The following is a 23,339-nucleotide window of genomic DNA, read 5'->3' as shown; positions in this document are numbered from 1 at the left end:
ACAAAATGGAACAATTGGCGCTTAGCCCAGTTCCACCCGGTTGCGCCCGGCATTTTTGGCTCTATAGAGCGCCTGATCGGCTCTTTTAAGCACCATATCGCTATGTTCTCCGGGTTTGAACGCGGTCAGCCCCATGGAAATCGTGATGGTGACGCGCTCGCCCTTGAAGTGAAACGGGCAGGCTTCAATCGACGCGCGCAGGGTTTCCAGCAGTTTTGCGCCGGCTGCCGGCACCGTCGCGGGCATCAACAGCACAAACTCTTCGCCACCAAAGCGGGCAATGAAATCCGAACCGCGCAGGCGTTTGCGCAACACGCTGGCGATGATCTTCAGTACTTTGTCGCCCGCCAGGTGGCCGTAGTTGTCGTTGATGCGTTTGAAGTGGTCGAGATCGAGCATCGCCAGCATCAGCGTATTGCCATGCTGCTGCCATTCGCCGATTTCGTGGTCCAGCCTTTCGCCCCAGGCGGCGCGGTTGGGCAGGCCGGTCAGCGGGTCGATCAGGGCTTTTTGCCGCTGTTCTTCAAGGTGTTCACGGTAGCCCATGGCTTCCTGCTCCATGTGCGCCACCCGTTCGGCCAGGCCTTGCAGGCGCGCCGCGACTTCCTGCTCGCGTTCGTCGCGCTGCTTCTGATGCTGGTCCATGGTGCCCAGCAGGCCTTCGAGATGGTTTTCCAGTACGTGCTTGAGGTCTTCCAGGTCGGCGGCGTCCTGCATGCTGGTTTGCAAACCGTCGACTTGTTCGCGGATCTGCGTGTCCATCTCCCGCGCCGCGGAACGGGTATCGGCATGGCCGGCACTGGCGGCTTGCAGGTTGCTCTGGAACGACTCAAGGCGCTCATTGAGCTGCTGCAAGTAGGCTTCGAACTCATGCTGGCCGCTGTCGGTGATCGCCAGCATCAAAGTCGCCAGATCGTCGAGAATCGGCAGCAGTTCATACCAGTTCAAACCATTTTGCAGGCGTTCGCGCATGGCTTCGGCCTGCGGGCGATGGCGTTCTGGCAGGGTCAAGTCATCGAGCAGGCCCAGCAACGTCTCTTCGATGTGCGTGGCCACGGAGCTGTAGGACGGCTCGGGTGAATCCGGTAGCGCGTAAAGTATGTCTTGCTCGGGGTGCTCAGGATCGATGGCGGCCAGTGCCTGAGCCATCACGGAAGGCAAGGGCAGGCTGTCGAGGAAAACGGGTGTTTCGGGGGTGGCCGTTGGAGTCAGTTCGTCCGGATTAAAGGCCGGTTGAGTGTGGACGGCGGGTGTGATGATCGGTGGCGTTGGTGCTTGGGGCTGTTCAGCTTCTGGTTGCGGCACGGGCGGTTGGGCGCGGGTAACTTGCGGCTCCAGAACTGGCGGGACAAATGCCACGATTTCCGGTGATGGTACGGGTGTCGACTGCGGTGCTGGTGGTTCGGGAATGACGGCGGCGATTGGCGCGGCTTGGACTGTTGGCGGCACCGGTACCGGTACCGACTGCGGCGCAGTGGCGACTGGCGTGATGTCGGCCTTGGTCTGCGGTTCCTCAGCAGGGGGGGCAGAAAGCGGCGCGGGAGAGGGCGGGGCCGGCGCCTGCACCTGCACCACTGGAGCCGCGACCTGTGCCACGGCTTCTTCCGTTTCGCGACTGCCAAACAGTCGCTGGAGCAAACCCGGTCGGCCGGGTTCGGCAGGGTTTTCCAATTGGTTCAGGGCTTTGCCTTGCAAGCCACTCAGTTCGCTGAGCAGCAAGGGAATCTCGCGGGCCTGACCCACGCGCCCATCCAGTTGCTTGGCGAAGGTCTTGAGCGGCCGGCTGACTTCCCGGGGCAGCGGCAATGCCTGGAGCTGCGCAACCAGCGCGTTCAGTGCCGCGCTGACCTGATCGACCCGGGTTTCGCGGCGTTGCTCGGAGTCGAGCACGGCTTTTTCCAGGCGTGGCAGCAGCGCGGCGAGGCCGGCGTCCATGTCATCGGTGCGCACGACTTCGCGCATTTCCTTCATGCACAGGTCAACGGCGCGGTCGGTGCCCTCGGCCGCCAGGGTGCTGCGTACCAGGCCGCGGCGCAGCAGGTCGAGCCGGGCGTCCCAGCGACGCTCGAGTTTTTCCTGTTGTTCGATGCTTTTGAGGTACTTCTCTTTCCAGCGCTGTGCTTCGTCGCTCATTCATGGGATCCGCGAGGGTCAGGACTCAACGCGGGGAATGCATCGGCCGTGAGCGAACCCGGCAAACGAATCTCTACCGCGACCGGCAGGTGATCGGAAATCGGTTGTGCCAGCACTTGGACTCTTTCCAGGGTCAGGGTCGGGCTGAGCAGAATGTGGTCCAGGCAGCGTTGCGGGCGCCAGCTGGGGAACGTCGCTTCCAGTTGCGGCGCCAATAGGCCGAGGTCGCGCAACGGGGAGTTTTGCAGCAAGTCGCTGGCGTGGGTGTTCATGTCACCCATCAGCACCTGGTGTTTGTAGCCGCCGATCAATTCGCGGATGTAGGCCAGTTGCAGGCTGCGCACGCGGGCGCCGAGGGCCAGGTGCATCATCACGACCACCAGCGCCTCCGGACCTTCGCCGAAACGCACCAGGATTGCCCCGCGGCCCTTGGGCCCCGGTAGCGGGTGATCTTCAATCGCCCATGGGCGCAAGCGGCTGAGCACGCCATTGCTGTGCTGGCCGAGGCGACCGAGGTTGCGATTGAGTTGTTGATACCAGTAGGGGAAGGCCCCGAGTTGGGCCAGGTGTTCGACTTGATTGACGTAGCCTGATCGCAGGCTGCCGCCATCGGCTTCCTGCAAGGCGACCAGATCGAAGTCGCCCAACAGGTTGCCGATCTTTTGCAGGTTGTCGGCACGCCCGGTGTGCGGCAACAGGTGTTGCCAGCCACGGGTCAGGTAGTGCCGATAGCGTTCGGTACTGATGCCGACCTGGATGTTGAAGCTGAGCAAGCGGAGACGGCTGTCTGCGGGCAGGCCCGTCGTTTCCAGGTGATGCGTGTTGATCTGCGGTTCATGCAGGCCAACGACGCGTTCAGTACCCCAGCGGCGCATGGCAGGGGCCGCGCTTAGTTGGCGGCAGCCTTGTTAGCCGCTCGCTCTTTGTCGACCAGTTTGTCGGCCAGTTTCAGGGCTTGTTCGGCACCGCCGGCAGAGCCCACGTCAAAGCGGTATTTGCCGTTGACGATCATGGTTGGAACACCGGAGATCTCATATTTCTTGGCCAGTTCTTTGGCCTGGACGATCTTGCCCTTGATGGCGAAGGAGTCGAAGGTGGCCAGGAACTTGTCCTTGTCTACGCCTTGGGTGGCCAGGAAGTCAGCCATGTCGTTCTTGTCGGTCAGTTTCTTGTGTTCTTTCTGGATGGCTTCAAATACTGCCTTGTGCACTTTGCTCTCGACGCCCATGGCTTCCAGGGTCAGGAACATTTGCCCGTGAGCGTCCCAAGGGCCGCCGAACATGGCAGGGATGCGGACGAAGTTGACGTCGGAAGGCAGTTTCTCAACCCATGGATTGATCACTGGCTCGAATGCGTAGCAATGCGGGCAGCCGTACCAGAACAGCTCCACCACTTCGATCTTGCCAGGGACAGCCACCGGAACAGCATTGGCTAGTTCGACGTAAGGGGCAGCAGGTGCTTCGGCGGCTTGGGCGGCGTTCATGCCGAACAGGCTGGCAGCGACGAGTGCGGCGCTGATGATCAGATTACGCATGCTTTACTCCTGGACAAATTGGGTCGCCTCGCGCGACCTGTTTTCAGACAGGTCCTGGCGGGCTTGAGTTCTGTAGTGTAACGGCAGCGGCCACAAAAAAGGGCGGCCAAAGCCACCCTTTTTATGCTTGCATCGACGGATTAATCGAGCGTTAACGTTGCAGGGGATGTCCATCCCGCGCAACGCTCGATCCGCAGGCCTTAGTGCAGGCCCTGGATGTAGCTGGACACCGCGGCGATGTCTTCGTCGCTCAGCCGTTTGGCGATGGTCTGCATGGTTTTGGTGTCGCCGTCGTTGTTGCGCCCGCCTTCTTCCTTGCGGAAGTCGGTCAGTTGCTTGGCCACGTATTGAGCGTGCTGGCCACCCAGGTGCGGGAAACCGGCGGCGGCGTTGCCTGCGCCATTGGGCGAATGGCAGCCGGTGCAGGCTGGCAGGCCCTTGGCCAGGTCACCACCGCGGAACAGTGCTTCACCGCGAGCCACGACTTTAGGGTCGGCGGCGCCAACGCTGCCTTTCTGGCTGGCGAAGTAGGCGGCGATATCGGCCAGGTCCTGATCGCTCAGGTTGGTCAGCAGGCCGGTCATTTCCAGTACCGTGCGTTTGCCGGACTTGATGTCGTGCAACTGCTTGTTCAGATAACGCTCGCCCTGACCTGCCAGTTTCGGAAAGTTAGGCGCCATGCTATTGCCATCCGGGCCATGACAGGCGCCACACACTGCGGCTTTCGCCTGGCCAGCGGTTGCGTCACCTGCAGCATGGGCTATGCCGGAGATCCCCACGGTCAACAGCAGACTCACGATCAATTTGTTCATCAGCTAATCCAACTACGGCTAAGGGTTAAAGAGTTATGGGCCGGGTTTACTCGCTCATCCAGTGGATGATGGCTTGGTAATCCTCGGCACTGCAGTCCATGCACAAACCACGCGGCGGCATCGCCTTGAAACCCTGGGTCACGTGTTGCACCAGCGTCTCCATACCTTTCGCCAACCTCGGCGTCCAAGCTTCCTGATCGCCCTTCTGAGGCGCCAAGGGTAGTTGGCCGGAATGACAGGCACCACAAACACGGTTGTACACAGCTTCCGGATCCTGTGTAGCCTGAGCGCTGTAAAGCGGCATCAAGACACCGGCAGCTAGCAGCCATTTCGTCATAAAACGACCTTTTCAGGGTAGAGAGCATTCTGCGTTCTAGTGCGCAATCAAGGTCTTTCGCTCTCGTGAACTTCATCCTACGCTGGGACAAAGCGCACACAAAATCTGCGGCATTATATACTGGCGCTACTGAAACGGAAACGACACTGCTCGCCGCGTCCATTCCCGGCGCCGCCCACATCGGAAATCCCATGCAACTCAAGAACCCCATCCTCGGCCTGTGCCAACAGTCCACCTTCATGCTCAGCGCTGCCAAAGTCGACCAATGCCCGGACGACGAGGGCTTTGAAGTAGCCTTCGCCGGGCGTTCTAACGCCGGCAAATCCAGCGCGCTGAACACCCTGACTCACGCCAGCCTGGCGCGGACCTCGAAAACGCCGGGTCGCACGCAGTTGTTGAACTTCTTCAAGCTAGACGATGATCGGCGTCTGGTCGACCTTCCGGGCTACGGTTACGCAAAAGTACCTATCCCATTGAAGCTGCACTGGCAGCGTCACCTGGAAGCTTATCTGGGCGGTCGCGAGAGTTTGAAGGGTCTGATCCTGATGATGGACATCCGTCATCCAATGACCGACTTCGATTTGCTGATGCTCGATTGGGCAGTCGCCAGCGGCATGCCGATGCACATTTTGCTGACCAAAGCCGACAAGCTGACCTACGGCGCGGCGAAAAACGTCCTGCTCAAGGTTCAGGCCGACATTCGCAAGGGCTGGGGTGATGCGATCACCATCCAATTGTTCTCGGCGCCAAAACGCCTGGGCCTGGAAGACGCCTACACTGTATTGGCGGGCTGGATGGAATTGGCGGACAAAGGCACCGAGATTGCCCAGATTGCCGAGTAGAACTTTTCTACAGGCAAAAAAAACCCCGGACTTCTTATGGGGAGGGGGAAGTTCCGGGGTTCAAGTTCCGGACCGCTAGGGCGGGGTCCAGATTATCTGCCAACACTTAACACAACATAGGAGCATCGAAGGGCTTCACCAGCCATTCAGTAACTCTGAGTGGCGATTTGGAAGATTAGTTCAGAATATTTTCAAATGCCTTTGGAATAACCCGGCGCATTTTTCGAACTAAGCACCCTTCGATCCTTTTCCGCCGCGGCACTATGCCGCGGCACAAAGCCCGGTTCAGACGGCTCAGTGAGCCTCATCCCAGTTATTACCCACGCCCACCTCTACCAACAGCGGTACATCGAGCTTCACGGCGTTGCTCATGTGCGCACGAATTTCTTCACGTACCTGATCGACCAGGTCTTCGCGCACCTCAAGCACCAATTCATCGTGTACCTGCAGGATGACTTTGGCGTCCAGGCCTGACGACGTCAGCCAGTTATCCACCGCCACCATGGCCTTCTTGATGATGTCCGCCGCCGTGCCTTGCATCGGGGCGTTGATCGCCGTGCGTTCGGCGCCTTTGCGTAAAGCCGGGTTTTTCGCATTGATGTCCGGCAAGTACAGGCGACGACCGAAGATGGTTTCGACGAAGCCCTGCTCGGCAGCCTGGGTACGGGTGCGCTCCATGTACTCCAGAACACCGGGGTAGCGGGCGAAGTAACGGTCGATGTACGCCTGGGATTGCTTGCGATCCACACCGATCTGCTTGGCCAGGCCAAACGCGCTCATGCCGTAGATCAGGCCGAAGTTGATCGCCTTGGCGCTGCGACGCTGATCGGTGGTGACCTCCGTCAGCTCAACGCCGAAGACTTCCGCCGCCGTGGCCTTGTGCACGTCCAGGTCGTTGCGGAAGGCGTGCAGCAAGCCTGCGTCCTTGGCCAGGTGCGCCATGATTCGCAGTTCAATCTGCGAGTAGTCCGCCGCCAACAGTTTGTAGCCCGGTGGCGCGATGAACGCCTGGCGAATCCGCCGGCCTTCAGCCGTGCGGATCGGGATGTTCTGCAGGTTTGGATCGCTGGAGGATAAGCGCCCGGTCGCGGCAACGGCTTGGTGATAAGAGGTGTGAATCCGCCCGGTGCGCGGGTTGATCTGCTCCGGCAAGCGGTCGGTGTAGGTGCTTTTCAGCTTGCTCATCGAGCGGTACTGCATCAGTACCTTGGGCAGCGGGAAATCCTGGTCGGCCAGTTCCGCCAGCACGGCTTCGGCGGTGGAAGCCTGGCCCTTGGCGGTTTTGCTGAGGACTGGCAGGCCGAGTTTTTCGTACAGGATCGCGCCCAATTGCTTCGGCGAGCCGAGGTTGAATTCTTCGCCGGCGATGGCGTAGGCCTCACGCTCCAGCTCGACCATTTTCGTGCCCAGCTCAACGCTCTGGATCCCCAGCAACTCGGCATCGACCAGCGCGCCCTGGCGCTCGATCCGTGCCAGCACCGGCACCAGCGGCATTTCGATCTCGCTCAAGACCTTGCTCAGGCTCGGAATCGCATTGAGCTTGGCCTGCAAGGTTTGATGCAGGCGCAGGGTCACGTCGGCGTCTTCGGCGGCGTAAGGCCCGGCCAGTTCCAGGGCAATCTGATCGAATGTCAGCTGCTTGGCACCCTTGCCGGCGATATCGGTAAAACCGGTGGTGGTGTGATTCAGGTACTTGAGCGCCAGGCTGTCCATGTCGTGGCGGGTCGCGGTGGAGTCCAGCACGTAGGATTCGAGCATGGTGTCGAAGGCGATGCCTTGCACGGTGATGCCGCAGCTCTGATCGCCACCGATGGCGCAGTTGGCCAGGATGTTCATGTCGAATTTGGCGTGCTGGCCGACCTTGAGCTTGCTCGGGTCTTCGAGGATCGGTTTCAGGGCGCGCAGAACGGTGTCGCGATCCAGCTGCTCCGGCGCGCCCATGTAGGAGTGGGTCAGCGGAATGTAGGCTGCTTCGTTGGCTTGTACCGCGAACGACAGGCCGACCAGTTGGGCCTTTTGCGCATCAATCCCGGTGGTTTCGGTATCGAAGGCGAAGAGCTTGGCGTCGTTCAACTTCTTCAGCCAGAGATCGAAATCGGCCTGGGTGAGGATCGTCGTGTACTTGAGTTCAACAGCTGCGGCGACCTCTTCTTCAGCCACTGGCGCGACCACTTCCTGGCCGGAACGCTTGGCATCGCGCTGGTTGTCTTCGAACCAGCTCTTGAATTCGAGCAGGGTGTAGAGCTCGGCGAGTTTGTCGTGATCCGGTTGGCCCATTTGCAGGTCGTCGAGGCCGATGTCCAGCGGTACGTCGATCTTGATGGTTGCCAGGCGATAGGAGAGGAACGCCATCTCCTTGTGTTCTTCGAGCTTGGCCGGCAGGGTCTTGGCCCCGCGAATCGGCAGGGTCGGGACGATGTCGAGTTGCGCGTAAAGCTCGGTCAGGCCGCCATTCACGCCGACCAGCAGGCCGGAAGCGGTTTTTGGGCCGATGCCCGGAACGCCCGGGATGTTGTCGGACGAATCGCCCATCAGTGCCAGGTAATCGATGATCTGCTCGGGAGCGACGCCGAATTTCTCCTTCACGCCCTCCACGTCCATGCTGCTACCGGTCATGGTATTGACCAAGGTAATGTGCCCGTCGACCAGTTGCGCCATGTCCTTGTCGCCGGTGGAGATCACCACCGGACGGTCGGCGGCCGCGCTGCTGCGGGCCAGGGTGCCGATCACGTCATCGGCTTCTACGCCTTCGACGCACAGCAGCGGGAAGCCGAGGGCGATCACGCTCTGGTGCAGCGGTTCGATTTGTACGCGCATGTCATCGGGCATGCTCGGGCGATTGGCCTTGTACTCGGCGAACATCTCGTCGCGGAACGTCCCGCCCTTGGCGTCGAACACCACGGCGAACGGACTGTCCGGGTACTGCTTGCGCAGACTCTTGAGCATGTTCAACACACCCTTGACCGCGCCGGTCGGCAGGCCTTTGGAAGTGGTCAGCGGTGGCAGCGCGTGAAAGGCTCGGTACAGGTAAGAAGAACCGTCCACCAGGACGAGGGGGGCTTGGCTCATGAGCAGGATCAACCTTTTCGGCGGGTCCGGGGCTAGAATAGCGGGACCATTGACGACAAAGGGACAAGGTTATCATGCGCACACTAAATCGCCTGTTGCTGGCTGGGTTGTTTGCAACCGTTCCATTGGCCGTCATGGCGGCGGATGACGCGCCGTCGGCAGAGCCGGAAGTTACTATTAGCACGCACAAGGAAGGCGATAAGGTCATTCAGGAGTACAAGAAGGGCGGGTTTACCTACGCCATCAAGGTGACGCCGAGCGTTGGGAAGCCGTATTTCCTGGTGCGTGCGGACGGGACTGATGCCAATTACATCCGTTCGGACCAGCCGGATATGCTGATTCCCGCGTGGGAAATCTTTACCTGGAAGTAGTTTCTTAACTTTAATCGGCGCCGCTTTACATAGCGGCGCCCGAACTGAGCAGTTTTTAACCATGTCTGTGTTCACCCCCCTGGCTCGGCCCGAGCTGGAAACCTTTCTCGCCCCATACGGGCTCGGCCGCCTGCTTGATTTCCAGGGGATTGCCGCCGGTAGCGAAAACACCAATTTCTTTATCAGTCTGGAACAGGGCGAATTTGTCCTGACCCTGGTTGAGCGCGGCCCGGTTCAGGAAATGCCGTTCTTCATCGAACTGCTCGACGTGTTGCACGACGCCGACCTGCCGGTGCCCTACGCGCTGCGCACCACTGACGGCGTGGCTCTACGTGAACTGGCCGGCAAACCGGCGCTGTTGCAGCCGCGCCTGGCCGGCAAACACATCAAGGATGCCAATGCCCAGCATTGCTCTCAGGTCGGCGAGCTGCTCGGCCACCTGCATCTGGCGACCCAGGCCAACATGATCAAGCGCAAGACCGATCGCGGCCTGGACTGGATGCTGGAGGAGGGCACGCAGTTGCTCTCGCACCTGAATGCCGAGCAGAGCGAACTGCTGCAACGGGCATTGGACGAAATCACTCAACAGAAGACGAAAATTCTGGCGTTGCCCCGAGCCAACATCCACGCCGACCTGTTCCGCGATAATGCGATGTTCGAAGGCACACACCTGACCGGGTTGATCGACTTCTACAACGCCTGTTCCGGGCCGATGTTGTACGACGTGGCGATTGCCTTGAATGACTGGTGCTCGGACGAGCAAGGCGTGATCGATGGGCCGCGCGCCCGGGCGCTATTGGGCGCCTATGCGGCGCTGCGACCCTTTACGGCGGCCGAAGCTGAGCTGTGGCCGACCCTGCTGCGGGTCGCATGTGTGCGGTTCTGGTTGTCGCGGCTGATTGCTGCTGAGTCGTTCGCCGGGCAGGACGTGTTGATTCACGATCCGATGGAGTTTCAGCAGCGCTTGGCGCAGCGGCAGAAAGTTAATACGCCGTTGCCTTTCGCCCTTTAAATTGTGGCGAGGGGGCTTGCCCCCGTTGGAGCGCGAAGCGTTCCCCCTGCGATTTCCAATTTGAAAAATCAGGGGCTGCTTCGCAGCCCAACGGGGGCAAGCCCCCTCGCCACAGGTATTGTGGGGTTACAACGACTCCAGACACCCCGCCAAATCATTCCCCAACTTCTCCAGCACCTGCTCATACCCCTGAGCGGTCGCCGGCGTGTACCCGCCCAACGCATCCAGTTCCGCCAGTTTCACCGGCAGGCCGGCCACCAGGGTTTCGGCCAGGCGAGGGCGCAGTGGCGGCTCGCTGAACACGCAGGTTTTGCCGACTTCCTGCAATCGCGTACGCATCGCCGCGACATGCTGGGCGCCGGGCTGCACTTCGGCGGCCACGCTGAATACGCCCGTGTGCTTGAGGCCGTAAGCGTCTTCGAAGTAGTCGAACGCTTCGTGGAACACGAAGTACGGCTTACCGGCAATGCCTGCCAGGCGAGCCTTCAAGCGCAGGTCCAACGCATCCAGGCGCTCATCGAAGGCCTTGAGGTTGTTCTGATAACGCGCCGCGTTGGCGGGATCGGCAGCACTCAGGTCGGCGGCCATTTTTGTGGCGATCACCCGGGCATTTACTGGCGATAACCACAAATGCGCGTCCAGGGTACCCGGACGGTGATCGTGGTCATGTTCGTCGGCATCTTCGGCATGAGACTGACTATCTTCGGCGAAGTGTCGCAGTTTCAGATCAGGCAAATCCTGCACGGCCACGGTTGGCAATGTGCGACCTTTCAGCACGCGGGGCAGGAAACCTTCCATGTCCGGGCCGATCCAGTACACCAGATCCACCGATTGCACTTTCCGTACGTCGGACGGGCGCAAGGCGTAGTTATGCGGCGAAGCACCGGGCGGCAGCAGCACTTCCGGAATCGCCACACCGTCCTGCACCGCCGCAGCAATCAGCTGTAGCGGCTTGATGCTGGTCAGCACTTTGACCTCGGCGTGGGCCGAACCGATCAGCAGGAAACTTGCGATGAATGCGACAAAGATAGAAAAAAGTCGGGACACGATGACCACTCGAAGAGGCGAGAACGGGTAACATAATAACGTCTCTCACAAAATGCGTCGCCGCTCATGCCTAAAACACCGATTGCCAGCCGTCCCCACGACCACTCTCATTGCGTTCACAGCGCATTGTCTGAGGCCGATGCCCTGTGCGCACGTCAAGGCTTGCGCCTGACCGCCTTGCGTCGGCGGGTGCTGGAACTGGTGTGGCAAAGCCATAAACCGCTGGGTGCCTACGACATCCTGGCGGTGCTCAGCGAGCAGGATGGCCGCCGCGCCGCGCCGCCGACCGTGTACCGCGCGCTGGATTTCCTGCTGGAAAATGGCCTCGTACACCGCATCTCCTCGCTGAACGCCTTCGTCGGCTGCAATCACCCGGAACATGCGCACCAGGGCCAGTTCCTGATTTGCCGCACCTGTCACGCCGCCATCGAGCTTGAACAGAAATCCATCAGCGACGCGATTGTCATCAGCGCCAAAGACGTCGGCTTTATCGTCGAAGCCCAGACCGTTGAAGTCATCGGGCTCTGCTCCGGTTGCCAGGGGGCTTGATGAGCAATGCGTTGATCCGTCTTGAGCAGGTCGCCGTCACGTTTGCCGGGCAAAACGTGCTGGAAAACATCGATCTGAGCGTCGAGCCGGGGCAGATTGTGACCCTGATCGGCCCCAATGGCGCGGGCAAAACCACGTTGGTGCGCGCCGTGCTCGGTCTATTGAAGCCGGACAGCGGCAGCGTCTGGCGCAAGCCGAAATTGCGCGTTGGCTATATGCCGCAAAAACTTCACGTCGATCCGACCCTGCCGCTCTCAGTGCTGCGCTTCTTGCGTCTGGTCCCGGGTGTGGACCGGGCGCGGGCGTTGGCGGCACTCAAGGAAGTCGGCGCCGAGCAGGTCATCGACAGCCCGGTACAAAGTGTTTCCGGTGGCGAAATGCAGCGCGTGCTGCTGGCCCGGGCGCTGTTGCGTGAGCCGGAATTGCTGGTACTCGACGAACCGGTGCAAGGCGTCGACGTGGCCGGCCAGGCCGAGCTGTACAGCCTGATCACACGCCTGCGCGACCGTCATGGTTGCGGCGTGTTGATGGTTTCCCACGATTTGCACCTGGTGATGAGCACCACCGACCAGGTGGTGTGCCTGAATCGCCACGTTTGCTGTTCCGGGCATCCGGAACACGTCAGCGGCGATCCCGCGTTCGTCGAGCTGTTCGGCAAGAACGCACAAAGCCTGGCGATTTATCACCACCATCACGACCACGCCCATGACCTGCATGGCGCGGTGGTCAGCGCGGCCCCGTCGGCCAAACCCCACGTTCACGGAGATAGCTGCAAGCATGGCTGATTTTCTGCTCTACGCCCTGCTTGCAGGTCTGGCCCTGGCGTTGGTCGCGGGCCCGCTGGGTTCGTTCGTGGTCTGGCGCCGCATGGCGTATTTCGGCGACACCTTGTCCCACGCCGCGTTGCTCGGCGTGGCCCTGGGCTTCCTGCTGGATGTCAGCCCTGCCGTGGCCGTCACCGTTGGCTGCCTGTTGTTGGCGGTGTTGCTGGTGACGTTGCAACAGCGTCAGCCGCTGGCGTCCGACACCCTTTTGGGAATTCTCGCACCGAGCACGCTCTCTCTGGGCCTGGTGGTACTAAGCTTCATGCACGAAGTGCGGATCGACCTGATGGCCTATCTGTTCGGCGACCTGCTGGCGATCAGTCCGACCGATCTGGCCTGGATCCTCGGCGGCAGCGCGGCGGTGCTGGGGTTGCTGGTGACGTTGTGGCGGCCGTTGCTGGCGATCACCGTGCACGAAGAGTTGGCCACGGTGGAAGGTTTGCCCGTGGCGGCGTTGCGTTTGACCCTGATGCTGCTGATCGCCGTAGTAATTGCCGTGGCGATGAAAATCGTCGGTGTGTTGCTGATTACGTCGCTGTTGATCATCCCGGCGGCTGCGGCACAACGTCACGCCCGCTCGCCGGAGCAGATGGCACTGGGCGCGAGCCTGCTGGGTATGCTCGCGGTGTGTGGCGGGCTCGCGTTGTCATGGTTCAAGGACACCCCGGCGGGCCCGTCGATTGTGGTGACGGCCGCCGCGCTGTTTCTGCTGAGTTTTGTCCTGCCCCGTCGAGGGGTGTAGACTTGCTCGTTTTTTGCGCAAATAGAGAGTCGCAGGAATGAAGCCGTTCGCCTCCCGTTATCTGCTCCTTGTCGCATTTTCTCTGCTGCTGGGCGCTTGCCAAAGCACGCCACCGGCGGCCACCGAGGCCCCCGATGCGCGGGCTACGGCCATCGCACAGCTGGAACAAAACCTGGCCAGCAGCGAACTGGCCACCGCCGAAGATCAATTGGCAACCTTGCAGGCCCAGTCGCCCGACGACCCAAGCCTCGTGCAATATCAACGGCAGCTGGCCGAAGCCTATCTGCGCCGCAGCCAGATCGTGCTGCAAAAAGGTGACGTTAACGCGGCCGCTACCGCCCTGAGTCGTGCCCGGGCGTTGATGCCCAAGGCCCCGGCGCTGACGGGCGGGGTGAACAACGCCATCGTCAATGCACGCAAGGCAGAGCTGGACCGGGCCGAAGCGGCGCTGATGGCGGCCGAGGCCAAGCCGAAGGCGAAAGTGATCGATCCAACGGCTGAAAGCACCACGGTGGCGCTGAACCTCACCGATATGAGCAAACTGCGTCGCCAACTGGACGCTATCGCCGCCGATGTGGTGAATTATGAATGTGCCGTGAGCATTCAGGCGCCGCGTACCCAGGATTACCCTTGGTTAGCCACGTTGCTGACCAAGCGGGTGAAGAAGCTGGATTCGGGGTTCGACCTGAAGCTGGAGAAGCAGATCTTGCGCAACATTCCGGCGCAGATGGTGTTGAGTCCGCGTAAGCCCTGAAAAGCTTCGCGGGCAAGTCGAATCGTCGCACCGCTCGCTCCTACAGGTCCGAGTCGCTCAAGACATCGCACCCGTAGGAGCGAGGCTTGCCCGCGAAGGCGTCCTCACTCGCAATGCATCTCTTTAAGCCGGAATCGCCTTAGCCTTAGGCTCCCGATCCCAAACCCGATGCTGTCCGATCGCCGCAAAAAACGGCTTGATCAACTTCGCATCCGCGCCAACCACCAGCCCCGCATCCACCTCCAGCTTCAACACATCCAGCAACTGCTTGGCCTCGCCATGCAGCGCAATCGCCTTCAAGTGTTTGTATGCCTCGAGCAGGTAATGCAGCGCCACTCCATCGGTGCTCAACGCCTTGATCGACGCCGCGCCACCCGGCACGAACACCGCATCGAAGGCCACGGACGGCAGGCCTTCCATCGATGCATCCACCGGCAATGATTTGCCATCGGCGGTCGTCACCGGCGCGGACGTCGGGCCGAGCAGTTTGGCGTGGGCTCCCTCTGCCGCCAATGCCTTCTTCATTGCATCAATCGCGGCACCATCGACGCCGTTGGCTGCAAGAATCGCCACTTTCCGCGTTTTGATATTCTCTGGCAGCAAGTTGGCCTGGCTCAGGGCCGGCGAGCGATCCAGCGAGATTTTCGGCACGTCCACGGTCCCCGCCTTCGGTGCTGGCAGACCCAGGTTTTGGGCAACACGCTTGGCCAGTTCCAGATCAATATTGGCCAGGATCTCATTGACCTGACGTTCACGAATCCACAACCGATCCACCTTGCCCAGCTCAAAGCTGTAAGCCGAGATGATGTGTTCCTGCTCATGCTTGCTCATGCTGTGGAAAAACAGCCGGGCCTGGGAGAAGTGATCGCCGAACGACTCGCTACGCTGACGGATCTTGTTGGCGTCGATGCGCTCCGGATACGTCTCGAAACCGCCATCCTGCGCGGCCGGTGGGGTTTCCTTCGGCCAGCCGCCATCAATCGAATTCGGCTCGTAGGACGCGCGACCCTTGTCGATGGTCATGCGGTGCAGACCGTCACGCTGGCCGTTATGGAACGGCGCTACCGGACGGTTGATCGGGATCTCGTGAAAATTCGGCCCGCCGAGTCGGCTGATTTGCGTATCGGTGTAGGAAAACAACCGACCTTGCAGCAGCGGATCGTTGGAGAAATCGATCCCCGGCACGATATGCCCCGGGCAGAACGCGACCTGTTCGGTTTCGGTGAAGAAATTGTCCGGGTTGCGGTTGAGGGTCATTTTGCCCAGCGGCGTGATCGGCACGATTTCTTCGGGAATGATTTTGGTCGGATCCAGCAGGTCGAAATCGAAGTCGTGTTCGTTTTCTTCCTCGACGATCTGTACACCCAGTTCCCATTCCGGGTAGTCCCCGATCTCGATGGACTCCCAGAGATCGCGACGGTGGTAGTCAGTATCTTTACCGGCGAGCTTCTGCGCCTCATCCCACACCAGCGAACAGGTGCCGGCGGTAGGGCGCCAGTGGAATTTGACGAAGCGCGATTTGCCCTCGGCGTTCACCAGGCGGAAGGTGTGCACGCCAAAGCCCTGCATGCTGCGCAGGCTTTTCGGGATCGCCCGGTCGGACATGGCCCAAATCACCATGTGCGCCGATTCGGGTTGCAGCGACACGAAGTCCCAGAACGTATCGTGCGCCGAGCCGCCGGTAGGCATCTCGTTGTGAGGCTCAGGTTTTACCGCGTGCACGAAGTCGGGAAACTTGATCGCGTCCTGGATGAAGAACACCGGCATGTTGTTGCCCACCAGGTCGAAGTTGCCTTCGTCGGTGAAGAACTTCACGGCGAAACCGCGTACGTCCCGCACGGTATCGCCTGACCCCCGTGGGCCCTGCACCGTGGAAAAGCGCACGAACACCGGAGTTTTTTGGCTTGGGTCTTGTAGGAATCCAGCCTTGGTCAGTACCGAATGGTTCTCGTACGTCTGGAAGAAACCATGGGCGCCGGTGCCACGGGCGTGGACGATGCGCTCCGGGATACGCTCATGGTCAAAGTGCGTGATTTTTTCACGCATGATGAAGTCTTCCAGCAGCGACGGCCCGCGCGCGCCGACCTTCAAGGTGTTCTGGTTATCCGAGACTTTCACGCCCTGGTTGGTGCGCAGGGCTTGCTCGGTGGCGTCAGAGCGAAACTTTTCCAGGCTGTCGAGCTTGGCGTTGGTGTTGCCGCGGTCCAGGGTATCGGTCCCGGCCAGTGCGCTTTTGGGGGCGGCAGGCTTTTTAGTACTCATCAGTCGTAAACTCCTCGTGGCGATTCCTGCCTTAGCCAGGACGCTTATTCATTCCCCTGGCACGGCACCGGGGGTGTTTTCGAGTTGCCTTATTAGTGACTGATGGGATTTTTTGCCGTTCCTTTTTTATGACCTTTGATCGCGTTATTGCCAAATGAAAGGTTGAATGCCGAATAAATGCTAATAACCTCTATACGGACAGGCTAAAATGCGCGCCCGGCTAACCGCTGATCCCATTCCAACGCGCCCCACAAGGTTCGCTACGTGATCGAGTTTCAAAACGTCCATAAGACTTACCGCGTCGCCGGTAAGGATATTCCCGCCCTGCATCCGACCAGTCTGACGATTGAGAATGGTCAGGTCTTCGGTCTGATCGGTCATTCCGGTGCGGGAAAAAGTACCCTGCTGCGTCTGATCAATCGCCTGGAAGAGTCCAGTGGCGGCAAGATCTTCGTCGATGGCGAAGAAGTCACCGCGCTCGATCCCAACAGCCTGCGGCGCTTCCGTCAGCAGGTCGGGATGATTTTCCAGCACTTCAACTTGCTGGCCTCCAAGACCGTGGCCGACAACGTCGCGTTGCCGCTGACCCTGGCCGGCGAACTGTCCCGCAGCGATATCGACCGGCGTGTGGCCGAGTTGCTCAAGCGTGTCGGCCTGTCCGATCACGCCAAGAAGTACCCGGCGCAGTTGTCCGGTGGCCAGAAGCAGCGCGTCGGCATCGCCCGCGCCCTGGCGACCAAGCCGAAAATCCTGCTGTGCGACGAAGCCACCAGCGCCCTGGACCCACAAACCACCGCGTCGGTCCTGCAATTGCTGGCCGAAATCAACCGCGAACTGAAACTGACCATCGTTCTGATCACCCACGAGATGGACGTGATCCGTCGGGTCTGCGACCAGGTGGCGGTGATGGATGCCGGTGTGATCGTCGAGCAAGGTTCGGTCGCCGATGTATTCCTGCATCCCAAGCACCCGACTACCAAACGCTTCGTGCAGGAAAGCGAGCAGATCGACGAAAGCGAACAGCGCGATGACTTCGCTCACGTGCCGGGTCGTATCGTGCGTCTGACCTTCCAGGGCGAAGCGACCTACGCACCGTTGCTGGGTACCGTCGCTCGGGAAACCGGTGTGGACTACAGCATCCTGGCCGGTCGTATCGACCGCATCAAAGACGTCCCTTACGGGCAACTGACCCTGGCCGTCACCGGCGGTGACATGGAGGCGGCGTTCGCCCTCTTCACCGCGGCTGATGTCCACATGGAGGTCCTGCGCTGATGGAAGCCTTGATGAGTTTCTTCGCCAATATCGACTGGTTCGAAATCTGGCTGGCCACGGGCGACACGCTGTTGATGCTCGGCGGTTCGCTGTTGTTCACCATTTTGCTGGGCCTGCCGCTGGGCGTGTTGTTGTTCCTGTGCAGCCCGCGTCAGTTGCTCGAATCCCGGGGCGTCTACGCCGTGCTGTCGCTGGTGGTGAACATCCTGCGTTCGCTGCCATTCATCATTCTGCTGATCGTGATGATCCCGTTCACGGTGCTGATCACTGGCACGTCGCTCGGCGTCGCTGGCGCGATTCCACCGCTGGTCGTGGGCGCTACGCCGTTCTTCGGCCGTCTGGTGGAAACCGCCCTGCGTGAAGTCGATCGCGGCATCATCGAAGCGACCCAGGCCATGGGCGCGACCACCCGGCAGATCATCACCAACGCCTTGTTGCCAGAAGCCCGCCCGGGCATCTACGCGGCGATTACGGTGACGGCGATTACACTGGTGTCCTACACGGCCATGGCCGGTGTGGTCGGCGCCGGTGGTTTGGGCGACCTGGCGATCCGTTTCGGCTACCAGCGTTTCCAGACCGACGTGATGATCGTCACCGTGGTGCTGTTGCTGGTGCTGGTGCAGGTCCTGCAGATGGTTGGCGACAAGCTGGTCGTACACTTTTCCAGAAAATAAATGGTTCGCGTAACCAAGACATGAGCCGGCCATTCGCTGGCAGGCGCCACACGGGCGCCTCACAAGGAGTTAGCTGAATGAAAAAACTACTCGTCGCATTGGCCGCTGTAGCGGCGTTTTCCGCCCAGGCCGACGAACTGACCGTTGCCGCCACCCCAGTCCCGCATGCGGAGATTCTGGAGTTCGTGAAACCGGCCCTGGCCAAAGAAGGCGTGGACCTGAAGATCAAGGTCTTCACCGACTACATCCAGCCAAACGTGCAGGTCGCCGAGAAGCGCCTGGACGCCAACTTCTTCCAGCACCAGCCGTACCTGGATGAGTTCAACAAAGCCAAGGGCACCAACCTGGTGGCCGTTGCCGGTGTGCACCTGGAACCCCTGGGCGCTTACTCCAGCAAGTACAAGGCGCTGACCGAACTGCCTGGCGGCGCCAACGTGGTGATCCCGAACGACGCCACCAACGGCGGCCGTGCGCTGTTGCTGCTGCAGAAGGCCGGCCTGATCAAGTTGAAGGAGCCGAACAACATCCTGTCGACCGTCAAGGACATCACCGAAAACTCGAAGGACCTGAAATTCCGCGAACTGGAAGCCGCGACGATCCCGCGTGTGCTGACCCAGGTCGACCTGGCGCTGATCAACACCAACTACGCGCTGGAAGCCAAGCTGGATCCGTCCAAGGATGCGCTGGTGATCGAAGGCAACGACTCGCCTTACGTGAACATCCTGGTCGCCCGTCCGGACGACAAGGACAGCGAGGCGATGAAGAAACTGGTTGCTGCGCTGCACAGCCCGGAAGTGAAAGCGTTCATTCTCGAGAAGTACAAAGGCGCGGTATTGCCGGCGTTCTGATCTGAACCGTTACACGATCACACCGCTCACACCGCTCACACCGCTCACACCGCTCACACCGATCGTTCCCACGCTCCGCGTGGGAATGCCTCAACGGACGCTCCGCGTTCGGCTCTTGAAGGGACGCGGAGCGTCCCGGGCTGCATGCCCACGCAGAGCGTGGGAACGATCAAACGAAAAAGGGGACGCCATGAGCGTCCCCTTTTTTGTGCCTGAAACACCGGTCCCTGTAGGAGCCAGGCTTGCCGGCGAAGGCGATTTCACGGACGCCTTCGCCGGCAAGCCTGGCTCCTACAGGACCGTGAAAGGCTCAGTTACGCTTGAGCATCACCGGCAACTGCGCCACCAGCTTCACGTTGTTCAGCGGCGCACGAATAAACCCGCGTTGCGTGCCATCCGGCCCGATCACCGCGAGGTTGCCGCTGTGGTCGACCGTGTAGTTAGGCTTGCTGGTGTCCGCCGGAATAAACGGAATGCTCACCGCGTTGGCCAGCTTCTGGATGTCATCCACGCTCGATGCGGTCAAACCCTGAAATTGCGGATCGAAGTAGCCCAGGTATTGCTTGAGCTGCTGGGGCGTGTCGCGGTTCGGGTCGACGCTGACCAGGATGATCTGCAACTTGGCCGCCGCTTCGGGCGGCAGTTCGCTCTTGATCTGGCGCAGTTGGGCGAGGGTGGTGGGGCAGATGTCCGGGCAGAAGGTGTAGCCGAAGAACAGCAGGCTCCACTTGTCTTTCAGCTCGTTGACCGCCACCGGTTTGCCGTCCTGGTCGGTCATGGTCACGTCTGGCAGGTTACGGCTTTGCGGCAGCAGGATGATCCCGGCGTCGATCAGTGCCGTCGGGTCGCCCTGGCCTTTGCCGGACAGCACCTTATTGACGGTCAGGCCCAGAACCAGCGCGATCAGGGCGACGAGGATGAAGACGGTTTTCTGAGTTCGAGTCATAGGTTCAACAGTAAGTAGTGGTCTACGAGCAGGGCGATAAACAGCAGGAACAAGTACCAGATAGAGTACTTGAACGTATTGATCGCCGCGTGCGGCCGAGTGCCACGGTACAGCACCACGGCCCATTGCAGAAACCGCGCGCCCAGTCCCAACGCACAAACCAGATAGAGCACGCCGCTCATGTGGATCACATACGGCATCAGGCTGACCGCCAGCAGCGCGAAGGTGTAAAGCAGGATGTGGATTTTGGTGTAGTGCTCGCCATGGGTCACCGGCAACATCGGGATATCGGCCTTGGCGTATTCCTCTTTGCGGTGAATGGCCAGGGCCCAGAAGTGTGGCGGGGTCCAGGCGAAGATGATCAGCACCAGCAGCAACGGTTCGGCGCTGACATGGCCGGTGGCCGCGACCCAGCCGAGCAGCGGCGGGGCAGCACCGGCCAGTCCGCCGATGACGATGTTCTGTGGCGTCGCCCGTTTGAGGAAACCGGTGTAGACCACGGCGTAACCGAGCAGGGAGGCGAGGGTCAGCCACGCCGTCAGCGGATTGGTGAAGGCCAGCAGCACCGCTTGGCCCAATACGGCGAGTACCAACGCAAACGTCAGCGCCGCGCGAGGCGACACTCGGCCTTCCGCCAGCGGCCGCTTGTGGGTGCGGGCCATGACCGCATCGATGCGCCGATCCACCACATGATTGACCGCCGCCGCGCCGCCGGCACACAACGCGATCCCCAGATTGCCGAACACCAGCACCGTCCACGGCACCCCGGCGCGGGTCGCGAGGAACATCCCCACCAAGGAGGTGATGAGCATCAGCACCACCACTTTGGGCTTGGTCAGCTCCAGATAATCGCGCCAGATCGCTTGGTTGTGACGCTCGCCAATCAGAACCGCCATGGCATTTCTCCTTTTATTGTTATGGGCCCGGCTGAATGTTTACGCGGGCTGAACCGCCAGCGCGCGGGTGCTTGTTGCTTGACCCGAACCAGGCTGGTTCGCGCGTGATAATTGACCAGCACCATGGTCAGCAACAGCGCCGCGCCGCCCGCGTTGTGGGCAACGGCGATCGGCAGCGGCAGGTGAAACAGCACGTTGCTGATGCCGAGGGTGATTTGCGCGCCGAGGGCGATCAGCACCAAGCCGGCGAGGCGCGTCATGCCGACCACTTTCAGTTGCCAGGCAAGGCCCAGCAGTACCAGCGTCACCAACAGGGCGCCGATGCGGTGGGTCAGGTGAATCGCCGTGCGCGCATCGCTGTCCAGTTGCCCGCCGAGGTAGTTGGGGCCGATGTGTTGGGTCAGGTGAAAGCCGTTGGCGAAATCCGCCGGGGGCAGCCATTGGCCGTGGCAAGTCGGGAAGTCGATGCACGCCACCGCCGCGTAATTGGAACTGACCCAGCCGCCGAGGGCGATTTGCAGGATCACCAGCAACAACCCGGCGGTCGCCCAGTACTGCAAGCGCTTGGGCACGGTCAGCGCGGGCAATACGCCGGACAATCGCAACGTCAGCAAAAACAACAGACTCAAAGTCGCAAAGCCGCCGAGCAAATGCCCGGTGACCACTTGCGGCCAGAGCTTGAGCGTCACCGTCCACATGCCAAACGCTGCTTGCGCAAACACCACGCCGAGCAGGAACAGCGGCAACTTCACCGGTTGCCCGGGATGGCGCCGATGCACCCAGGCGCGACCGGCCAGCACCGAGATCAACAGCCCCAGGGTGCCGGCGAAGTAGCGGTGGATCATCTCGTTCCAACCCTTATGGGCCACAACCGGCGTATCGGGAAAATGCAGTTCGGCATGGGCCAGTTGGGCTTCGCTTTTCGGCACGCTGATAAAGCCATAACAGCCCGGCCAGTCCGGGCAGCCGAGGCCCGCGTGGGTCAGGCGGGTGTAGGCGCCGAGCAGCACCACAATCAGTGCCAGCAAGGTGGCAAACAGCGCGAGGCGAAATCCAGGTTTGGCCATGACGATGCCCTTATCCGATGTTCGACAGTTTCAACAGGTGACGCAGGTCGTTCAGCAGGTCCTTACCCTTCACGGTCGGGTCATAGCGCAGCACCAGATTGCCGTGAGGGTCGATGATCCACAGTTGCGGCGCGGTCTTGTCGCCGGTGGTCTTGCTGAAAGTCGTGAGGTCCATGGGGTAGCGCTGCAACTGCGGATATTCGCGGGTCAGCTTGGCTTCGTAGTCGCTGCTCAGCGGTTGAGCGGCGGCCAGGGCGTGGCTGGCCCGGGAGGCATCGCGGCCGAGGCCGATCTGGATCTGTCGCGCCAGGTACACCAACTGCTGGCAATCCACGGCGCAATCCTTGGGCGCGGTCACCAGCATCTGCCAGCGATCTTCCTGGGCCTGCACGCCAAGGTCGGCGCGGGTCTGGCCGTTGCCGATCAGTTCGCCGTGATAGCTGCGACCGTCCGGCACCCAGAAATTCAATTTATACATACCGGTGGCGAGGATCATCGGACCCACCACCCCCAGCACGATCAGCAGCAACTGCAAACGACCCTTGCGCCGACTTGCCGGGGTTTTCGCCTCAGACATGTTGGGTGGATTCATGGCCGCTCCCATGGTGTTTCTCCTTTGCGTTGTGCCAGCCGAGATAGATAAAAAGGCCGAGCAGGGCGATCGCCATGGCGAACCACTGCACGGCATAAGCGATGTGTTTCTCCGGCCCCATGGCCACCACCGGCCAATCGGCCTGGTAGGACGACGGGCCGGTTTCTTCACGTAATTCGTAGGCAAAGCCTTCGCGGTTCAGCGTCGTCCAGAGTTTGGCGGGCTCGACGGCGGTGATGACCTGAGGCCAGGTTGTGGTGCTCGGATCAGCGTGCAGCTGGAAAGTCGCGCCGGGGGATACGTAGACCCAGGCATCAAGGCTTAATGCTTGATTTGGCGTTTTGAATTGCGGCGGCGTGCGCCGGTCCGGCCATGGCAGCCAGCCGCGATTGACCAGCAGCCAAAGGCCGGTGGCCTGATCGTGAAACGGTTGCAGCAGCTCGACGCCGACCTTGCCGTCGCGCTGCCGGTTATCCAACAGCAGGCTGTGCTCGGCATCGAATTCACCGTGCAGACGCACCCGGCGAAAGGCTGGATCTTGCGTGTTCAGCAGCTCGGCACTGGCCATCGGCTCGGCCGCCCGGCGCTCGGCGTAGGTTTGCAGCAGCGCGCTTTTCTCCGCGCCCCGGCTCAACTGCCAGAACCCCAGTGACACCAGCAGCGGCAACAGCAGCGCCACGACGAGGGTCGGCACGACGCCCGGCCGAAAGCGCTTCATGACGTCGCCAGAAAGTCGGTGATCGCGATAGCTATACT

23 protein-coding genes are annotated in these 23,339 nt (G+C 61.0%); 10 read left to right on the top strand and 13 right to left on the bottom strand.

The window, feature by feature from the left end; all coding sequences use genetic code 11:
• Nucleotides 1-21: 21 nt before the first annotated feature.
• The 5 genes from ACZ89E_RS22360 to ACZ89E_RS22340 all read right to left on the bottom strand — a co-directional run bounded on the left by ACZ89E_RS22360 (nt 22) and on the right by ACZ89E_RS22340 (nt 4,816).
• Nucleotides 22-2,133, bottom strand: coding sequence for a diguanylate cyclase (locus ACZ89E_RS22360; protein ID WP_476256469.1), 2,112 nt, complete (start codon nt 2,131-2,133; stop codon nt 22-24).
• Nucleotides 2,130-3,008 carry an endonuclease/exonuclease/phosphatase family protein gene (locus ACZ89E_RS22355; RefSeq protein ID WP_149659292.1) on the bottom strand — a complete coding sequence of 293 codons (879 nt, stop codon included), beginning with the start codon at nt 3,006-3,008 and terminating at the stop codon, nt 2,130-2,132. The genes ACZ89E_RS22360 and ACZ89E_RS22355 overlap by 4 nt, the downstream gene beginning before the upstream one ends.
• Nucleotides 3,009-3,022: 14 nt before the next feature.
• Nucleotides 3,023-3,667 (bottom strand): thiol:disulfide interchange protein DsbA/DsbL, encoded by a 645-nt coding sequence (locus ACZ89E_RS22350; RefSeq protein ID WP_149659291.1) that lies wholly within the window; start codon nt 3,665-3,667, stop codon nt 3,023-3,025.
• Between the two features lie 200 nt (nt 3,668-3,867).
• Nucleotides 3,868-4,479, bottom strand: a complete 612-nt coding sequence (locus ACZ89E_RS22345) for a c-type cytochrome (RefSeq protein WP_054617181.1) — start codon at nt 4,477-4,479, stop codon at nt 3,868-3,870.
• Nucleotides 4,480-4,525: 46 nt separating this feature from the next.
• A complete protein-coding gene (locus tag ACZ89E_RS22340; RefSeq protein ID WP_149659290.1) occupies nt 4,526-4,816 on the bottom strand; it encodes a c-type cytochrome in 291 nt (96 codons plus the stop codon).
• Nucleotides 4,817-5,007: 191 nt separating this feature from the next.
• Here ACZ89E_RS22340 and yihA point away from each other — a divergent pair, with 191 nt between their 5' ends.
• Nucleotides 5,008-5,658, top strand: a complete 651-nt coding sequence (gene yihA / locus ACZ89E_RS22335) for a ribosome biogenesis GTP-binding protein YihA/YsxC (RefSeq protein ID WP_149659289.1) — start codon at nt 5,008-5,010, stop codon at nt 5,656-5,658.
• A 294-nt stretch (nt 5,659-5,952) separates the two neighbouring features.
• On the opposite strand, the gene polA is transcribed toward yihA, so the two are convergent.
• Nucleotides 5,953-8,727 carry a DNA polymerase I gene (polA, locus tag ACZ89E_RS22330; RefSeq protein WP_476256468.1) on the bottom strand — a complete coding sequence of 925 codons (2,775 nt, stop codon included), beginning with the start codon at nt 8,725-8,727 and terminating at the stop codon, nt 5,953-5,955.
• A gap of 74 nt (nt 8,728-8,801) precedes the next feature.
• Between polA and ACZ89E_RS22325 the strand changes: the two genes are divergently transcribed.
• Both ACZ89E_RS22325 and ACZ89E_RS22320 read left to right on the top strand, forming a co-directional pair.
• Nucleotides 8,802-9,098, top strand: a complete 297-nt coding sequence (locus ACZ89E_RS22325; RefSeq protein ID WP_123513297.1) for a DUF2782 domain-containing protein — start codon at nt 8,802-8,804, stop codon at nt 9,096-9,098.
• Nucleotides 9,099-9,159: 61 nt separating this feature from the next.
• Nucleotides 9,160-10,110 (top strand): homoserine kinase, encoded by a 951-nt coding sequence (locus tag ACZ89E_RS22320; protein ID WP_149659287.1) that lies wholly within the window; start codon nt 9,160-9,162, stop codon nt 10,108-10,110.
• A gap of 126 nt (nt 10,111-10,236) precedes the next feature.
• On the opposite strand, the gene znuA is transcribed toward ACZ89E_RS22320, so the two are convergent.
• Nucleotides 10,237-11,157 (bottom strand): zinc ABC transporter substrate-binding protein ZnuA, encoded by a 921-nt coding sequence (znuA, locus tag ACZ89E_RS22315; RefSeq protein WP_463258984.1) that lies wholly within the window; start codon nt 11,155-11,157, stop codon nt 10,237-10,239.
• Between the two features lie 66 nt (nt 11,158-11,223).
• Between znuA and zur the strand changes: the two genes are divergently transcribed.
• The 4 genes from zur to ACZ89E_RS22295 are packed head-to-tail and all read left to right on the top strand — an operon-like array spanning nt 11,224 to nt 14,026.
• Complete coding sequence (zur, locus tag ACZ89E_RS22310; protein WP_149659285.1) at nt 11,224-11,706, top strand: zinc uptake transcriptional repressor Zur; 483 nt, start codon at nt 11,224-11,226, stop codon at nt 11,704-11,706.
• Nucleotides 11,706-12,491, top strand: a complete 786-nt coding sequence (znuC, locus tag ACZ89E_RS22305) for a zinc ABC transporter ATP-binding protein ZnuC (protein ID WP_149659284.1) — start codon at nt 11,706-11,708, stop codon at nt 12,489-12,491. The genes zur and znuC overlap by 1 nt, the downstream gene beginning before the upstream one ends.
• Nucleotides 12,484-13,272 carry a zinc ABC transporter permease subunit ZnuB gene (gene znuB / locus ACZ89E_RS22300; protein ID WP_149659283.1) on the top strand — a complete coding sequence of 263 codons (789 nt, stop codon included), beginning with the start codon at nt 12,484-12,486 and terminating at the stop codon, nt 13,270-13,272. The genes znuC and znuB overlap by 8 nt, the downstream gene beginning before the upstream one ends.
• A 37-nt stretch (nt 13,273-13,309) precedes the next feature.
• Nucleotides 13,310-14,026, top strand: a complete 717-nt coding sequence (locus ACZ89E_RS22295) for a PA5502 family lipoprotein (RefSeq protein WP_149659282.1) — start codon at nt 13,310-13,312, stop codon at nt 14,024-14,026.
• A gap of 123 nt (nt 14,027-14,149) precedes the next feature.
• Here the strand turns inward: ACZ89E_RS22295 and katE are convergent, their stop codons facing one another.
• Nucleotides 14,150-16,288, bottom strand: a complete 2,139-nt coding sequence (gene katE, locus ACZ89E_RS22290; protein WP_476256467.1) for a catalase HPII — start codon at nt 16,286-16,288, stop codon at nt 14,150-14,152.
• 264 nt (nt 16,289-16,552) lie between these two features.
• On the opposite strand from katE, the gene ACZ89E_RS22285 reads away from it, so the two are divergent.
• The 3 genes from ACZ89E_RS22285 to ACZ89E_RS22275 all read left to right on the top strand — a co-directional run bounded on the left by ACZ89E_RS22285 (nt 16,553) and on the right by ACZ89E_RS22275 (nt 19,082).
• Nucleotides 16,553-17,560 (top strand): methionine ABC transporter ATP-binding protein, encoded by a 1,008-nt coding sequence (locus tag ACZ89E_RS22285; RefSeq protein ID WP_429513319.1) that lies wholly within the window; start codon nt 16,553-16,555, stop codon nt 17,558-17,560.
• Nucleotides 17,560-18,234 carry a methionine ABC transporter permease gene (locus tag ACZ89E_RS22280; RefSeq protein ID WP_149659280.1) on the top strand — a complete coding sequence of 225 codons (675 nt, stop codon included), beginning with the start codon at nt 17,560-17,562 and terminating at the stop codon, nt 18,232-18,234. The genes ACZ89E_RS22285 and ACZ89E_RS22280 overlap by 1 nt, the downstream gene beginning before the upstream one ends.
• Nucleotides 18,235-18,311: 77 nt before the next feature.
• Nucleotides 18,312-19,082: a MetQ/NlpA family ABC transporter substrate-binding protein gene (locus ACZ89E_RS22275; RefSeq protein WP_149659279.1), complete on the top strand. Its 771-nt coding sequence runs from the start codon at nt 18,312-18,314 to the stop codon at nt 19,080-19,082.
• Nucleotides 19,083-19,392: 310 nt separating this feature from the next.
• Here the strand turns inward: ACZ89E_RS22275 and ACZ89E_RS22270 are convergent, their stop codons facing one another.
• The 5 genes from ACZ89E_RS22270 to ACZ89E_RS22250 are packed head-to-tail and all read right to left on the bottom strand — an operon-like array spanning nt 19,393 to nt 23,301.
• Nucleotides 19,393-20,028, bottom strand: coding sequence for an SCO family protein (locus ACZ89E_RS22270; RefSeq protein WP_476256466.1), 636 nt, complete (start codon nt 20,026-20,028; stop codon nt 19,393-19,395).
• Entirely contained in the window at nt 20,025-20,924 is a 900-nt protein-coding gene (gene cyoE / locus ACZ89E_RS22265; protein ID WP_149661913.1) for a heme o synthase, read from the bottom strand. Before cyoE ends, ACZ89E_RS22270 begins: the two co-directional genes overlap by 4 nt.
• Complete coding sequence (locus ACZ89E_RS22260) at nt 20,912-21,991, bottom strand: COX15/CtaA family protein (protein ID WP_054047982.1); 1,080 nt, start codon at nt 21,989-21,991, stop codon at nt 20,912-20,914. The genes cyoE and ACZ89E_RS22260 overlap by 13 nt, the downstream gene beginning before the upstream one ends.
• A gap of 10 nt (nt 21,992-22,001) precedes the next feature.
• On the bottom strand, nt 22,002-22,595 hold the full coding sequence (locus tag ACZ89E_RS22255; RefSeq protein ID WP_149661912.1) for a hypothetical protein: 594 nt from the start codon (nt 22,593-22,595) through the stop codon (nt 22,002-22,004).
• Nucleotides 22,561-23,301 carry an SURF1 family protein gene (locus tag ACZ89E_RS22250; protein ID WP_476256465.1) on the bottom strand — a complete coding sequence of 247 codons (741 nt, stop codon included), beginning with the start codon at nt 23,299-23,301 and terminating at the stop codon, nt 22,561-22,563. Before ACZ89E_RS22250 ends, ACZ89E_RS22255 begins: the two co-directional genes overlap by 35 nt.
• Nucleotides 23,302-23,339: the final 38 nt, after the last annotated feature.

It is taken from the genome of Pseudomonas sp. TE3899, assembly GCF_056279105.1.
This window is presented reverse-complemented; position numbering and strand designations above follow the sequence as displayed.